This is a genomic window from Arthrobacter gengyunqii (assembly GCF_023022985.1).
GTDB lineage: Bacteria > Actinomycetota > Actinomycetes > Actinomycetales > Micrococcaceae > Arthrobacter_B > Arthrobacter_B gengyunqii.
Genome location: NZ_CP095461.1, coordinates 59,560 through 74,274 on the forward strand (window position 1 = coordinate 59,560; position 14,715 = coordinate 74,274).

Below are 14,715 nucleotides of genomic sequence, written 5' to 3' on the forward strand. Positions count from 1 at the left end.
CCTGCTGCCTGCCTCCGCATCCAGCCGTCCGGGCCGGATAGGCTGGATGCCTGCGCAGCTGCGCAGAAACCACAGCGAGTGAACGGGGTGCCCGGTGCGTCTGGTGGCAAGCGACCTGGACGGGACCATCGTGGGTCCTGACAACCGGATCAGTGAGCGGACCGTGCGCGCGTTTCGGGATTGCGCGGACGCCGGCGTCGACATTGTTTTTGTCACGGGCCGCCCGCCCCGCTGGCTGACGCCCCTCACCGACGCCCTGGGCCACACCGGCACCGTCATCTGCTCCAACGGCGCCGTCACCTACGACCTGGGCGCTGGCCGCGTGCTCAAGGCACAGGCGCTGTCCCTGCCGGATCTCTTCTCGGCCGCCGCGATCATCCGGGACCTTTATCCGGCTGTCCGGTTCGCTGCTGAAACCGTGGACGGCTTTCACCTGGCTCCGGGGTTCCTCGAATCCGGCTCTCAGGAGTTGCCGGGTGCTGCAGTCGCCGCTCCGCTGGAATCCAGCCTCACCGAGGCGGACACCGTGGTGAAGCTCTTGGCGCGGGTGGACGGTACCTCGCCTGATGAGTTCCTGCAACGGGTTCGACCGGCGGTGTCGCACTTGGTGTCCACCACGCATTCGGCGCCCACCGTCCCGCTGCTGGAGATGTCACTGCACGGCTTGAACAAGGCGGTCACGCTGGCTGACTACGCCGCTTCCCGTGACATTGCTCCGGCGGATGTGGTGGCCTTCGGCGACATGCCCAATGACGTGCAGATGCTGCAGTGGGCCGGGTGCGGGTATGCGATGGCATCCGGCCATGCCGACGCGCTGGCGGCAGCGGACCGGGTGGCACCGGCATTCGGTGACGACGGCGTGGCCCAGGTCCTGGAATCGTTCCTGCGCCGGCTTTAATGCCCGGGCGGGCTCTGACTTTTGCGAGTCCCGACTCCCTCAGCGGCGGCCTTCAGGGTCCGGCATCGACATCCAGCGCTGCCGCCCGGCGTGAGTGGAGCAGCCGGTGAACGGTGATGACCACCGCCAGCCAGGCCAGTCCCAGCGTCCACGCCACCAGGACATCGGTGAACCAGTGGTGGCCCAGATACACGCGGCTCAGGCCCACGGCCAAGGCGAAAGCGGCAGCGGCGGCTATCGTGAGCAGCTTGGCCCACCGTGCCTCCAGCCGCAGGATGATCAGGTAGGCCACCATCCCGGCGATCACCACCGAATTCAGCGAATGCCCGCTGGGGAATGACGCCGAGTGCTCGTAGGGCGGAACGGCGTCCGGCAGCGGAGGCCGGGTCCGGCCGATGAGGTCCTTCCCCGCCACCGTCATGAGCAGCGACCCCGCGGCCGCAGACACCATGAGCAGCACCGGAGTCCAGGACCGCCAGCGCCAGGCCAGCACCAGCATTGCCGTACCAGCCAGGATGGGCATGCCCACAGTGCCGGCCAAATTGGTGAACGCGGTCACCGCCCCGTCCATCCACGGCGAACGCACCGCCATTGCCGCATCGAGGGCAGGCTGGTCCAACAGTGCAACGCCGTCGGACTCCACAACCGATTCATAAACTTCGGCAGAGCCGAACGTCAGCAGGACGGCCGGAATCAGGCCCAATGCCAGGGTGATCAGCAGAGCAGCGTGCGGGGACGTCCACTGCGCCAGGCGGTACAGAAACGAAGCCGGCCAGGCCATCGTCCCGGGCTTTGGAGAGCTCCTGCCGCGGTTCCGGGGGCCGGGGGGAGGGGGCCCTGCCGTGTCATCGGTCATGAACCAAGTATGCCCAATCGGCGGCCGAGCCAATCCAGGTTGTTCGCCAACCCTGCCTGCCACACCTGCCAGGAGTGGCCGCCGGGAAGCACCTGGAGCGTCACCTGCATGCCCGCGGCCCTGGCCGCCTCGTAAACCTGGCGTCCCTCGGGTGTGTACACGGAGTCATCGGCACCCACGGCGATGATGCCGGCGGAATCCGGAAACGATTGTGCCGCCAGCCGGTCCAAGGCGTTTTGGGCCGTGAACCGTGACTTGTCCCCGCCGAAGTAGGTGTTGATGAGGGAATCCGTGCCCTGGGTAACGGTGGGCTCCGATTCGCCGGCAATGTCGATAAACGTGGGATAGGTGTCCGGATAGTTCGCGGCCAGCTGCAGGGCGCAGGTGCCGCCGTAGGAATAGCCGGCCACCGCCCATTGGCTGCCTCCGCTGAGCCCCGCCGCCAAATGCTGCCGCACCCAGGCCGGGACATCCACGGCCAGATAGGTTGCCGACGAACTGATGTCCGAATCGAGGCAAAGGGGCCAGTTGGTGTTGTCGGCGTTGGATGCATCCGGCATGACCACCACCGGAGCCAGCCCTTGGTGTTTGGCGGCGAAGGAGTCCATCATGTCCAGCAATTGTCCGCCCACCAGCCAGTCGTTGGGACTTCCGGGCTGGCCGTGGATGAGGACCAGGACCGGAAGGTTTACCGCCGCAGGAGACGCCAGATAAGCGGGCGGAAGGTAAACCAGTGCGGAGTTGGAGGCATAACCGGAAGTGCTGCCCGGGATTTCCGCCGAATAGACCTTGCCCTCCGACGGCATGCCCGGCGGCGCAGTCCAGTTCGCCTCCGTCGTGGCGGGCAGCCCGGCGGCCGATGCAGGGTCCCGGGTGGGAAGCGCTTCATCCACCGGACGGGGCGGACTGATCAGGGATTCCAGTGTTGGATACTGGGCGTAGGCGGCATTGACGGTGACCGCTACGGCTGTCAGTGCCAGCGACGCCGCAGTCACTGCCAGGAACCGGTCCCACGCCGCGTCCACCCGTCGAATCCGCAGCACGGCAAGGATTACAGCTAGTATTCCGAGTCCGGCATATACGTAGAGCATCCGGGGAAAGGACGCGTTCCACCAGTGGAAGACTGGTTCGGCCATCAGGAAGAGGATGAAGGTGATAACGGCTGCAGCCATGGCGGCCAGCGGCACCACCACGAGCAGATGGCGGGGTCTGCCGGCCGCCAGCCCCACCAGCGACAATCCTCCCAGGATGAGCAGCACCGCAGGGAGAACGCCGGTCAGCAAAGAGACAGAGTTCACCGAACGCCGTCCACAATCCGGCGCATCAGGGTGAAGCTCTGGCTCAGCGAGACCTCCGGCAGGTAGGCCCGGGCCACTGCATTCCCGATGGCGGGCAGGGACGCCGGGTCAAGGTAGGTCATGTAGAGAGGCACGTACTGCGGCTGGAACTTGGCTTTGAAGGCCAGCAGGGAACGGAACCCGTACACCGGTTCCAGAGTGGCCCCGAGTAAATCCAGGACGTGGTCCAGGATCGGCGCCTCACTCTCGCCGGCACGGCGGGAGCGGGCCAGCGGCGCACCGCTGAGACTGAGGGTTTCGTATCCTTCGTCCTGCAGCAAAACCGCGGCCGAGGCTATGAGGAAGTCCATGGCCGGACGGAACCCGGAGCTGCGCCTGCGCATGAAGTCCAGCGTCCAGCCCACAACATCGCCGTCACGGTAGATCGGCAGCCATGAGGTGACACCGTGTACTGTGCCGTCCCGGTCCATCGCCAACAGGCAGCGCACCTCCGGGTCATCCACCTCGTCAAGGCCGCCCAGAGTGAAACCCATTTCCGGCATTTTCTTATCCGCCACCCATTCCTCGGAGATGGCATGAAGCTGGTCGATGACGGCCAGCGGGGCGGTGGAGTAGTTGATCCACCGTGCTTCGATCCCGGCTTTGCGGGCATGGTTCATGGCGGTGCGGACGTCCTGGAATTTCTTCCCCTTGAATTCCAGTTTTCCCAGTGGGAGTACTGTTTCCTCGGCCACCTGCAGGCGGGAAAAACCCAGTCCCGCGGTGATCTTCTCCGTTTCCGATGTCACCGAATAAAGGCACGCCGCCAACCCGTTTGCGGTGCAGTAAGCGGCAAACCCCTCGACGGTCTCCCGCAGGTCCTCGGGCGGTCCCACCGGCTCACCCACGGTGAGGGCAACGCCCATTCCCGGGCGGAACGCCACGTAGGAATCGCCTGACGGTGCAAACCAGTACGTGTTCCCGGGCCACAGGGTCATCCAGGACATGGTGCTCCCGCCGTGCTTCATCAGCAGTTCACGCGCCCGGCCTTCGTCTCCGGCCTCGGGTGCGTGCGCGGGCTTCAGCCAGGACCCCAGCAGCATCACGCAGACAAAAACCCAGAAAAGAACTCCCACCCCCTCATACAGAAGGTCGGTGAACAGCGTCACGGGCAGCACCCCCGGCACTGCGGAAGTCAGTTCCAGGACCGGGAGGAAGCGCTTGGGCAGGTCCGCTATCAGCAGTGATGCCGAAGCACGGGGCGTGAAACCGTCCCGGTCCAGGAGGCCGGCGGCAACGTAGACAATGCTGAGGAAAACCGCCGCCCCGGCAACCCGGACCGCGAACCTGCGGTAGGTTCCCGCCGGCGCCGAAACGGTGAAGAGGCGGTGCGTCGCGGCCAGCAGCACCAGCACAGCCAGCGGAACAAGCAATGGCAGCCCCAGCGCCAGGGCATTCTGTGCCGTTCCCAGTTCATAACGATTTCCCGCAGTGTCGCCTCCAAGGAAGCGGATCACGCGCAGGCCTGCCAGAACCGTCATCACGCCCTGCAGGATCAGCCCGCCCGCCCACGCGAACCGGCGCCCCCGGCGCAATCCGTCGGAGAACACGGCCAGGAGTATCTGCGGCAGAACGGCCAGGAAGAAACCCGCGGGACCGGCGCGCAGCTGCAGCCTGGCGGAATTGCAGTCCACGGCCTGCCCCGGATCACCGCAGAGCTGGGCGAGGGTTTGCGGGTCCGTAATCTCCACATTGGTAAACAGATAGCGCAGAACTGCCAGCGGACCCACAGCCTGTGAGCTGAGGGCCGAAATCACCGGGCCAACAGCCGAAGCAAAGACCACCAGACCCACCAGGACGCGTGCTTCCCTGCGGGTGGAGACCAGCCGCCCGGGCCAGCGCGGCAGCCGGCCAAAGAGCAGGGGACCGCCGACGGCGCCCACGGTTGCCGCTGCCAGAACGGTGACGCTGTGAAATGACCCGCCGTACAGGGCCAGGAGCGCCAACAGGGTAAGGAGACCCACGCGCAGCCGGCGCCGCCACAGGGTGGAAAGCCGTGCGCTCAGTGCCGTGAGGGTGCCGCAGGCCAGGGCCACCGGCCCCACGAAGGATTCTGATTCCAGCGCCCGTGACCACTCCCCGGGTATGGCGTTCGCGGTGTGGGTGAAACCAATGGCAAGCAGCGCGCCGAGGACCTGGGATATCACTGCTGCCAGGGCAAACCGCACCGATCCCATCAGCCGCTCGGAGGGGAGTCCGGCGCCCAGGACCAGCACGGTTGCCGCGAAGTAACCCGGCAGCCCGGACGCCCAGAAGCCGGAAAGCAGCAGCGCGGGCCAATGGCCCGGCAGAGAGTCCGCTGACAAAACCACCCAGTCTGCCAGCGCGCCCCCCGGGCCGGAGCGCAGGCTTCCCGTTGCTGCACCCGCAATCCAGTAAAAGGCGAGAAAGGCCAGCGTTACCGGTGCCCGTCGTACGCCGCCGCGAAACCACTCCGCCTGCCAGAGCAGCGTCCTGCTGACGCCGGACCGGCCGAATCCTGCAGCAGCGCCAGCGGATGATGTAGTTGCCAAGCCAGGTACCTCCGCACCGCACGGATGTTGCGGGAACCGCGCTACAGCGGCCCATAGGGTGGTGACAGTCTAGGGCGGACGCAGCCCCAAATGGCATGCCTTTCCGGGCTGCGGAGGATTTCCCGGATAAAGTACGCGGGTGAGCTACCCCTACTTCAACGCCTCCGGCCCGCTGGGCTTCGCCCACCGCGGCTTTTCCCGGGAAGGCCTGGAAAACTCCATGCCGGCGTTCCGTGCCGCCGCGGCATTGGGCTTCGGGTATCTGGAAACAGACGTGCGCACCACGCGCGACGGCGTCCTCCTGGCCTTCCACGACGCCACACTGGACCGCGTTGCCGGCGCCGGAGGTCCGGTGGGAAACCTCAGCTACCGGCAGATCCAGGCAGCCCGCATCGGTGGACAGGCAAAAATTCCAACCTTTGAAGAGCTGCTCACCGAACTGCCGGGGGTGCGGCTGAACGTGGACATCAAGGATGCCGCGGGATCAGCTGAACTGGCCCGGCTGCTGGACAAGCACGGAGCCCATGAGCGTGTGCTCGTCACCTCCTTCTCCGATCGGCGCCGGCTGGCGGCGCTTCGGATCCTGCGCCGCTCGGGCCGGCGGGCCTCGAGTTCCGCGGGAGCTGTCTTCACCGCACTGACGGTGCTGCTTGCGCCCCTGGGGCTGGCCGGACCGCTGGCGCGCGTGGGCCGCTACCAATGCCTGCAGGTGCCCGAACGCCAGGGCCCGGTGAAGGTGGTGACGCCGTCGTTCCTCCGCCGCTGCCACCGGGCCGGGCTGCAGGTGCACGTGTGGACTGTGAATGAACCCGCCGACATGGAGCGGTTGCTGCAGGAGGGTGTGGACGGACTGGTGTCGGACCGCGCCGATCTGCTGGCCGGAATCCTGGCGAAGCGCGGAGCCTGGCCGCAGCAGGGTCCGGAGGGGATGGCAGGATAGGGGCATGCGCGTTCTCATAGCCCCGGACAAGTTCAAAGGTTCCCTCTCCGCAGTGGAGGCCGCCGCCGCCATGGCCGAAGGCGTGCTCGCCGTGTATCCGGAGGCGGACGTGATGCTCGTTCCGGTGGCCGACGGCGGCGAGGGCACCCTGGAAGCGGCGCTGGCCGCGGGTGCGCAGGAACGCACCGCCACTGTCCGCGGACCGCTGGGAGGAAACGTCACCGCCCTGTGGGCGCTGACCGGCGGCACGGCCGTGATTGAAACCGCCCGGGCCTCGGGCCTGATGCTGGTGGAACCCTCCGTGCAGTCGTCCCTGGCCGCGTCGAGTTACGGCAGCGGAGAACTCATCCGCGAAGCGCTGGACGCCGGAGCGTCGGAGATTGTCCTCGGCATCGGCGGATCGGCCATGACCGACGGCGGTTCCGGTGCCCTTACCGCCCTCGGGCTGCGGATCCTTGATGCTGCAGGTAACCCGGTGCCGCCCGGCGGAGCAGGCCTGTCCCTCGCCGCCGCCATCGACGCCTCCGGCCTGGATCCCCGGCTGGCCGGAGTGCGGATCCGCATCGCCGCCGACGTCACCAACCCGCTCACCGGCAGCGAGGGCGCGGCACACGTGTTTGCCGGGCAAAAGGGAGCGGATGCCACCGCGCGGCTGCTGCTGGATGAGGCGCTGGTCAAGTGGGCGGCGCTGCTGCTGCAAACCACCGGCGTCGACGTCGATACTGCCGGCGCCGGCGCGGCCGGAGGCTTCCCGTCGGGCTTCCTGGCGGTCACCAATGCCACGCTGGAAAGCGGCTTCGACGTGATTGCCCTGCTTACCGGACTGGACACAGCGCTGGAAAAGGCCGATTTGGTGCTGACGGGCGAGGGATCACTGGATGAGCAGTCCCGTTACGGCAAGGCGCCGCTGTCAGTGGCCGAGCGCGCACGGGATGCCGGCATCCCGGTTGTGGCTCTGGCCGGCCGCATCACCCTGCCGCCGCACATCCTGGCCGAATACGGCGTGGTGGCGGCCGTCAGCCTGCTGGACCTGGTGCAGGATCCGGCCGACGCGATGGTCCATGCCCAGCGGTGGCTGACGCGGGCCACCGTTCAGGCGTTGGAAGGGGCCTAAGCTAAGTCCCGCCTAGCCCAGGCGGCTCGGCGTGGAGCCCAGATCCTCGCCGGGTTCATCGGGATCGGTGCCGCGCCAGCGGGCAATCGACTGCATGCCGTGGAAGGCGATCAGGGTGGCGCCGGTGCCCAGGGCAATGCCGCCGAATTCCAGCCCGGCAACCACCCAGGTGAAGTTGGCGATGGCGATGATCAGTCCCAAGCCTGCGGTGGACAGATTGATCGGGTTGGAGAAATTCACCCGGTTGTCCACCCAGATCCGCACGCCCAGAATCCCGATCATGCCGTAAAGGATCACGCCGGCCCCGCCCAGGACGCCGCCGGGGACGGTGGCGATCATGGCACCGAACTTCGGGAACATGCTCAGCAGGATGGCGACGATGCCGGCCACCCAGTAGGCGGCGGTGGAGTACACGCGGGACGCCGCCATGACGCCAATGTTTTCCGCGTAGGTGGTGGTCGCCGAGCCGCCGCCGGAGCCCGCCAGGACCGTCGCGAGGCCGTCAGCCATCAGTGCCCGGCCGGCATAGGGATCCAGGTCCCGTCCGGTCATGGCGGCAACCGACTTTACGTGGCCGATGTTCTCGGCAACGAGCACCAGGACCACGGGCACGAACAAGCCGATGACCGAGAAATGGAAGGTGGGGGACTGGAACTCGGGCAGTCCGAACCAGGCGGCGTCGTTGATGGCCTGGAAGTCCACTTCACCCTGGATGATGGCGGCAATGTAGCCGGCAACCACGCCCAGCAGGATTGAGAGGCGGCCCAGGAAACCCTTGAACAGGACGGTCGCCAGCAAGATGGCCACCACCGTGATGGTGGCGGTCAGCGGGCCCTTCTCAAAGTTGTCCCGCGCGGAACCGGCGAGGTTCAGCCCGATGAGGGCCACAATGGTGCCGGTGACGACGGGCGGCATCAGGATCTGGATCCATTTGGTGCCCGCCCGCTGAACAGCCAGTCCGATCAGGAACAGGACGGCACCGGCCATGATGATTCCGCCCAGTGCTCCGCCGGGGCCGTGCTGGCTGGTGGCCGCCGTGATCGGAGCGATGAACGCGAAGCTGGAACCCAGATAGCTGGGCACCCGCCCGGCGGTGATGATCAAAAAGAGGATGGTTCCGAGGCCGGAGAACAGCAGGGTGGTGGCCGGCGGAAAACCGGTGAGCAGGGGCACCAGGAAGGTTGCGCCGAACATCGCCACCACGTGCTGGGATCCGATTCCGATGGTCCGCGGCCAGCTCAACCGTTCATCCGGAGCAACGTACTCTCCGGGTTTGATGGTCTTGCCGTCGCCGTGAATTGTCCAGGCCGTACCGAATTTGCTCATGGGTGTGCCTTTCGAAGACCCGCGGTTGGTTCGTGCAGAATAGTACCGGGCTTTGACAGCCGGGGTGTTATGTTGCAAACCGCATCTATTTTACCGGAGAACAACCGGGCGGAAACAGCGGTTTTCGCCCGTGAACGGACGGAACAGCATGGGTATTTCAGCGGCAGGCCGCACGGTTCTCATTACCGGCGCGGCAATGGGCATGGGCAGGCTTTACGCGGAGCGGGCAGTGCGCGACGGCGCCGCTCACGTAGTGCTGTGGGACCGCAACGCCGAGGCACTGGAGGCCACCGCGGCGGACTTGCGGGCCCTGGGCGGCAGCACCGTCCACCCCTATGCCCTGGATGTCAGTTCCGTGGCTGAAGTTACTGCCGCCGCCGAGAGTGTCCTGGCCGTCGCCGGAGTTCCCGACATCCTCATCAACAATGCCGGCATTGTCCGCGGAAAGTACTTCTGGGAGCATGACCATGAGGCCGATATTGATGCCGTCATGCAGGTGAACACACTGGCTCCCATGCACATCACCCGGGTGTTCCTGCCGCAGATGATTGCCCGCCGCACCCCGGCGCGGATCCTGAACGTCGCTTCGGCGTCGGGCACCCTGTCCGTGCCGAAGATGAGCGTCTACACCGCCTCCAAATGGGCTGTCATCGGCTGGAGCGATTCGCTGCGGCTGGAACTGAATGAATCAGGCAATGGGCACGTTCAGGTCACCACCCTGATTCCGAGCTACATCAAAACCGGAATGTTTGCCGGTGCACGCGGCCCGCTGCTGACGCCGCTGATGGAACCGGAGTATGTGGTGGACCGTGCCTGGGCGGCCCTGATGGAGGGCAAGGCCCGCATCCAGCTGCCCTGGACCGTGCCGCTGGGCAGCGCCCTGAGAGGGCTGCTGCCGCAGCCGGTATGGGATGTGGTGGCAGGACGGGTTTTTAAGGTGTACCAGTCGATGGACCATTTCACCGGACGTCCTGCCGCTCCCGCGGCAGCGGAGGGCAAGCGATGAGTGCGACAGCCCAACACGAGACCACGGGAGGCACTTTCGGTGCGTCCATACCCTCCGTGGTGGCAGGGGTGCGCCGCGCCTACGATTCCGGGGTCACCCGCCCGCTGGACTGGCGCCGAACGCAGCTGCAGGGCCTGATTCGGCTGCTGACCGAACGGGAAGCAGAGCTCAGCGCGGCGCTGGCGCAGGATCTGGGCAAAAACCCGCTGGAAGGCTACCTGACCGAAATCTCCATCACCGTCTCGGAGACTGAATATGCCCTCAAGCATTTAGCCCAGTGGACCCGCAGCACCAAGGTTCCCGTGCCGCTGGGCCTGAAGCCCGCCTCCGCGAAGACAGAACCTCAGCCGCTGGGCGTGGTGCTGATTATTGCGCCGTGGAACTACCCGGTGCAGCTGCTGCTGGCTCCGCTCATCGGAGCGCTCGCGGCGGGCAACGCCGCGGTGCTGAAGCCTTCCGAGCTGGCGCCGGCCACCTCCCGGGCCATGGCCGAACTGCTGCCCCTGTATCTGGACCCGGCCGCCGTCGTTGTGGTGGAGGGTGGGCAGGAAGCGAGCACGGCGCTGCTGGCCGAGCGGTTCGATTCCATCTTCTTTACCGGCGGTGAGCGGGTGGGCCGGGTGGTCCTGCAGGCCGCCGCCCAGTACCTGACGCCGGTCACGCTGGAGCTGGGCGGGAAGTCACCGGCAGTGGTCCTGGACGGCAATTTCGCCGCGATCGCCCGCCGTCTGGTGTACGGCAAAATGCTGAATGCCGGCCAAACCTGCGTGGCGCCGGATTATGTGCTGGTCACCGAGGAGGCCGCACCCAAACTGCGCAAGCATCTGGTGCGGGCCGTGGCCGAGCTGTTCGGGAAGGATCCGGCACGGAGCGCGGACCTGGGACGGATTATCAACGAGCAGCACTGGGACCGGCTCCACGGCCTGCTGGAAAGCGGCACCGTGCTCGCCGGCGGCCGAGGGGACCGGAACTCGCTGTATCTGGAACCGACCATCCTCACCGAGGTGTCACCGGATTCGCCCGTGATGCAGGAGGAAATCTTCGGACCGATCCTGCCGCTGCTGACGGTGAAGGACCTGGACGAAGCCATCTCCTTCATCAATGACCGTCCCGTGCCGCTGGCGTCCTACCTCTACTCGCAGTCAGCGGCAGCCCGGAAAACCTTCGAGGCCCGGGTGCGGGCCGGAAGCGTGAACCACAACGTGAGCACCGTGCAGCTGGCGGTTCCCGGCCTGCCCTTCGGCGGTGCCGGAGCCAGCGGCACCGGCGCCTATCACGGCAAATACACGTTCGACACGTTCAGCCAGCTGCGCCCGGTGTTTACCAAGGGCACGGCGCTGGACACGCTCAAGGTGGCCTATCCGCCGTACAACGGGCTCAAGCGGCGGCTGCTGCGCCGCCTGCTCTGACCGGCCGGGATAAGCGCACGGTCCGGGATAAGCGCAAAGGGGGTGCACCGCGCGGTGCCCCCCCTTGTGTTGTGCGCCTGAAGCTAGGAAATAACGCCGTCCACAATGGCCTTGGCTTCGGCCTGCACCTGGTGCAGGTGTTCCTCGCCCTTGAACGACTCCGCATAGATCTTGTAGACATCCTCGGTGCCGGAAGGCCGGGCGGCGAACCAGGCATTTTCCGTGGTGACCTTCAGCCCGCCGACGGGAGCGCCGTTCCCGGGCGCTTCGGTCAGCCGGGCGGTGATCTCCTCGCCGGCCAGGGTGGTGGCGGTGACGTCCGACGGCGAGAGCTTGGCCAGCGCCGCCTTCTGCTCCCGGCTGGCGGGCGCATCCACGCGGGCGTATTCCGGATCGCCGAACTGCGCGGTGAGCTCCCGGTAGCGCTGGGACGGGGTCTTGCCCGTCACGGCGGTGATTTCGGAGGCCAGCAGGGCCAGCAGGATTCCGTCCTTGTCGGTGGTCCAGGCCTTGCCGTCCAGGCGCAGGAAGGACGCACCGGCCGATTCCTCGCCGCCGAAGGCCGCCTCACCGGACAGCAGCCCCGGAACAAACCACTTGAAGCCCACCGGGACCTCCATCAGGGTCCGGCCCAGATCGCCGGTCACCCGGTCGATCATGGAGGAAGACACCAGGGTCTTGCCCACCATGGCGTCCTTCGGCCAGCCCGAACGGTTCCGGTACAGGTAATCGATGGCGACGGCGAGGTAATGGTTGGGATTCATCAGCCCGGCGTCGGGCGTGACAATTCCGTGGCGGTCGGCGTCGGCGTCGTTGCCCGTGGCAATGTCGTACTCGTTGGCCCGGGCAATCAGCGAGGCCATGGCGAACGGGGAGGAGCAGTCCATGCGGATCTTCTCGTCCCAGTCCAGGGTCATGAAGGCCCACTGCGGATCCACGTTCGGGTTGACGACGGTCAGGTTCAGGTTGTGCCGTTCCGCGATGGCACCCCAGTAGTCCACGGACGCCCCGCCCAGCGGATCAGCGCCAATGTGCAGCCCGGATTCGCGGATGGCGTCCAGGTTCAGGACCGAGGGCAGGTCCTCAACGTAGTTCTGCAGGAAGTCGTAGGTTCCCACGCCGTCGGCGAGCCGGGCCTCACCGAGCGGAATGCGCTTCACGCCGCGGAGCCCGTCCTCCAGCAGCTCATTGGCCCGGTTGGCAATCCAGTTGGTCGCCTCGGAGCCGGCCGGCCCGCCGGTGGGCGGGTTGTACTTGAAACCGCCGTCGGCCGGAGGGTTGTGTGAGGGGGTAATGATGATGCCGTCGGCCTGCTCGGTGCGGCCGGCGTTGTATTTCAGGATGGCGTGGCTCAGCGCCGGGGTGGGGGTGAAGCCGTTGCGGGCATCAATGAGCACGTTCACGTTGTTCCCGGCGAGCACCTCCAGCGCGGTGTTCTGGGCGGGTTCGGACAGGGCGTGGGTGTCCTTTCCCATGAACAGCGGGCCGGTGATGCCCTGGCCGCTGCGGTACTCCACGATGGCCTGGGTGATGGCGGCAATGTGCGGCTCGTTGAAGGCGCCGTTCAGCGACGAACCGCGGTGCCCCGACGTCCCGAAGACCACCCGCTGCGAGGGATCGTTCATATCCGGAGAGAGGTCCTGGTAGGCATCCAGGAGGGCCGTCAGATCAACGAGGTCGGAGGATTGGGCAACTGTGCCGGCGCGGTTAGACATACCCCTAAGCATGCCAAACAAATGCCTTACGCGGCAGACCGGCGTTAAACGCAGGACGACGACGGCGTAAGCCGCCGCCGTCGTCGTCCGCTTGCCGGTGCACGCACCGCGGGTTGGGAGGTAGTGCTTAGCGCACGCCACCCATCATTTTCTTGATGGCCGGGGTGCCGGCAGCCAGGGCCACGCCAATGACGATGGCCGTGATGCCGCTGAACAGGAAGTAGCTGACCTCGGTTTCCGGGTCGTAGAACTGCGCCAGCCAGCCCGCAAGGGTGGTGCCGAGCGAGACCGACAGGAAGAACAGGGCCACCATCTGGGTCCGGAAGATTTCCGGCGCGAGCTTGGTTGCCACGGACAGGCCGATCGGGGAGATGAACAGCTCGGCGAAGGTGAACAGCAGCAGGATGCCGACAATGGCCAGCAGCGGGGTGCTGTTGGCGCCGCCGCCGGAGAACGGAATGAACGCCAGGAACGCCAGGCCCATGACGGCCAGGCCGAGGGCGAACTTCAGGGGGGAGGACGGCTGCCGGTCGCCCAGCTTGGTCCAAACTGCCGCGAAAACGGCAGCGAAGATGATGATGAAGATGGGGTTGATGGACTGCACCCAGCTCGGCGGCATCTCCCAGCCGAAGATGCGGCGGTCAAGGGAGGTGTCAGCGTACAGGGCAACAACCGTGAACTGCTGCTGGAACAGGGCCCAGAAGGCGGCGCTGGCAATGAACAGCGGCATGAAGGAGTACACGCGGCGGCGTTCCAGGGGGCCAACCTTGGGGCTGCGCAGGATGATCACGAAGTAGGCGATGGAGGCAATGATGGCCACCGCGGCCATCACCACTGCCAGGTTCTCCGCCTTCAGCAGGCCGAAGGCGACGGCCAGGGAAACGATCACCAGGGCGGCGGCGACAATGCCGCCCATGACGCCGTACTTGCTGCGCGGCAGCGGGTTGGTCACCTCGTGGGCGGCCTCGGGCAGGTACTTGCGGGTCATTCCGTACTGGATCAGGCCGATGGCCATGCCGATGGCGGCCAGGCCAAAGCCGTAATGGAAGCCGAGGCGGACCTGGAGAAGACCGGTGAGCAGTGGCCCCACCAGGGCGCCGAGGTTGATGCCCATGTAGAAAATCGAGAAACCGGCGTCGCGCCGTTCATCCTTCTGCGAGTACAGCGTTCCCACGAGGGAGGTGGCATTGGCCTTGACGCCGCCGGAGCCGAGGGCAATCAGGATCAGGCCGGCGGCCAGGCCCACTGCGCCCGGAAGGACAGCCAGGGAGATGTGGCCAAGAACCACGATCGCGGCGGAGTAGAAGAGCACGCGTTCGGATCCGAGGACCCGGTCCGCAAGCCACGCACCAACGATGGTGGACAGGTACACGCCACCGCCGTATGCGCCCACCAGCGACGTCGCAACGGCAATGTCGATGCCGAGGCCGCCGTCGGTGACCGAGTAGTACATGTAGTACAGCAGGATGCCCTGCATGCCGTAGAAGGAGAACCGTTCCCACAGCTCAACGCTGAAGAGGTTCGCCAACATGCGGGGATGGCCAAAGAAGGACTTTCGGGCCGGCGTGGCGGCTGAGGTGCTGGGATTAGAACTCACCATT

At 66.4% G+C, this 14,715-nt stretch carries 11 protein-coding genes; 5 read left to right on the plus strand and 6 right to left on the minus strand.

What is annotated here, in order from left to right:
- The first annotated feature begins 94 nt into the window (after positions 1 to 94).
- Positions 95 to 898 carry an HAD family hydrolase gene (locus MUG94_RS00300; protein WP_227907417.1) on the plus strand — a complete coding sequence of 268 codons (804 nt, stop codon included), beginning with the start codon at positions 95 to 97 and terminating at the stop codon, positions 896 to 898.
- A gap of 52 nt (positions 899 to 950) precedes the next feature.
- Here MUG94_RS00300 and MUG94_RS00305 read toward each other — a convergent pair whose 3' ends face one another.
- From MUG94_RS00305 to MUG94_RS00315, 3 genes are read right to left on the minus strand one after another with little or no spacing between them, the layout of a single operon-like run.
- Positions 951 to 1,754: a phosphatase PAP2 family protein gene (locus tag MUG94_RS00305; RefSeq protein WP_227907419.1), complete on the minus strand. Its 804-nt coding sequence runs from the start codon at positions 1,752 to 1,754 to the stop codon at positions 951 to 953.
- A complete protein-coding gene (locus MUG94_RS00310; protein WP_227907420.1) occupies positions 1,751 to 3,052 on the minus strand; it encodes an alpha/beta hydrolase in 1,302 nt (433 codons plus the stop codon). Before MUG94_RS00310 ends, MUG94_RS00305 begins: the two co-directional genes overlap by 4 nt.
- Positions 3,049 to 5,604, minus strand: a complete 2,556-nt coding sequence (locus tag MUG94_RS00315; protein ID WP_227907422.1) for a bifunctional lysylphosphatidylglycerol flippase/synthetase MprF — start codon at positions 5,602 to 5,604, stop codon at positions 3,049 to 3,051. Before MUG94_RS00315 ends, MUG94_RS00310 begins: the two co-directional genes overlap by 4 nt.
- Positions 5,605 to 5,743: 139 nt before the next feature.
- On the opposite strand from MUG94_RS00315, the gene MUG94_RS00320 reads away from it, so the two are divergent.
- The gene (locus tag MUG94_RS00320; protein WP_227907424.1) at positions 5,744 to 6,544 is read left to right on the plus strand and encodes a glycerophosphodiester phosphodiesterase family protein; all 801 of its coding nucleotides are present in this window, start codon (positions 5,744 to 5,746) and stop codon (positions 6,542 to 6,544) included.
- A gap of 4 nt (positions 6,545 to 6,548) precedes the next feature.
- Positions 6,549 to 7,658, plus strand: a complete 1,110-nt coding sequence (locus MUG94_RS00325) for a glycerate kinase (protein WP_227890997.1) — start codon at positions 6,549 to 6,551, stop codon at positions 7,656 to 7,658.
- A 12-nt stretch (positions 7,659 to 7,670) separates the two neighbouring features.
- Here the strand turns inward: MUG94_RS00325 and MUG94_RS00330 are convergent, their stop codons facing one another.
- Positions 7,671 to 8,984 carry a uracil-xanthine permease family protein gene (locus MUG94_RS00330; RefSeq protein WP_227890998.1) on the minus strand — a complete coding sequence of 438 codons (1,314 nt, stop codon included), beginning with the start codon at positions 8,982 to 8,984 and terminating at the stop codon, positions 7,671 to 7,673.
- Between the two features lie 148 nt (positions 8,985 to 9,132).
- Here MUG94_RS00330 and MUG94_RS00335 point away from each other — a divergent pair, with 148 nt between their 5' ends.
- Positions 9,133 to 9,990: an SDR family NAD(P)-dependent oxidoreductase gene (locus MUG94_RS00335; RefSeq protein ID WP_227907425.1), complete on the plus strand. Its 858-nt coding sequence runs from the start codon at positions 9,133 to 9,135 to the stop codon at positions 9,988 to 9,990.
- Positions 9,987 to 11,399: an aldehyde dehydrogenase family protein gene (locus MUG94_RS00340; protein ID WP_227891000.1), complete on the plus strand. Its 1,413-nt coding sequence runs from the start codon at positions 9,987 to 9,989 to the stop codon at positions 11,397 to 11,399. The genes MUG94_RS00335 and MUG94_RS00340 overlap by 4 nt, the downstream gene beginning before the upstream one ends.
- Before the next feature lie 83 nt (positions 11,400 to 11,482).
- Here MUG94_RS00340 and pgm read toward each other — a convergent pair whose 3' ends face one another.
- On the minus strand, positions 11,483 to 13,114 hold the full coding sequence (gene pgm, locus MUG94_RS00345; protein ID WP_227907426.1) for a phosphoglucomutase (alpha-D-glucose-1,6-bisphosphate-dependent): 1,632 nt from the start codon (positions 13,112 to 13,114) through the stop codon (positions 11,483 to 11,485).
- 127 nt (positions 13,115 to 13,241) lie between these two features.
- Positions 13,242 to 14,711 carry a peptide MFS transporter gene (locus MUG94_RS00350; RefSeq protein ID WP_479768614.1) on the minus strand — a complete coding sequence of 490 codons (1,470 nt, stop codon included), beginning with the start codon at positions 14,709 to 14,711 and terminating at the stop codon, positions 13,242 to 13,244.
- Positions 14,712 to 14,715: the final 4 nt, after the last annotated feature.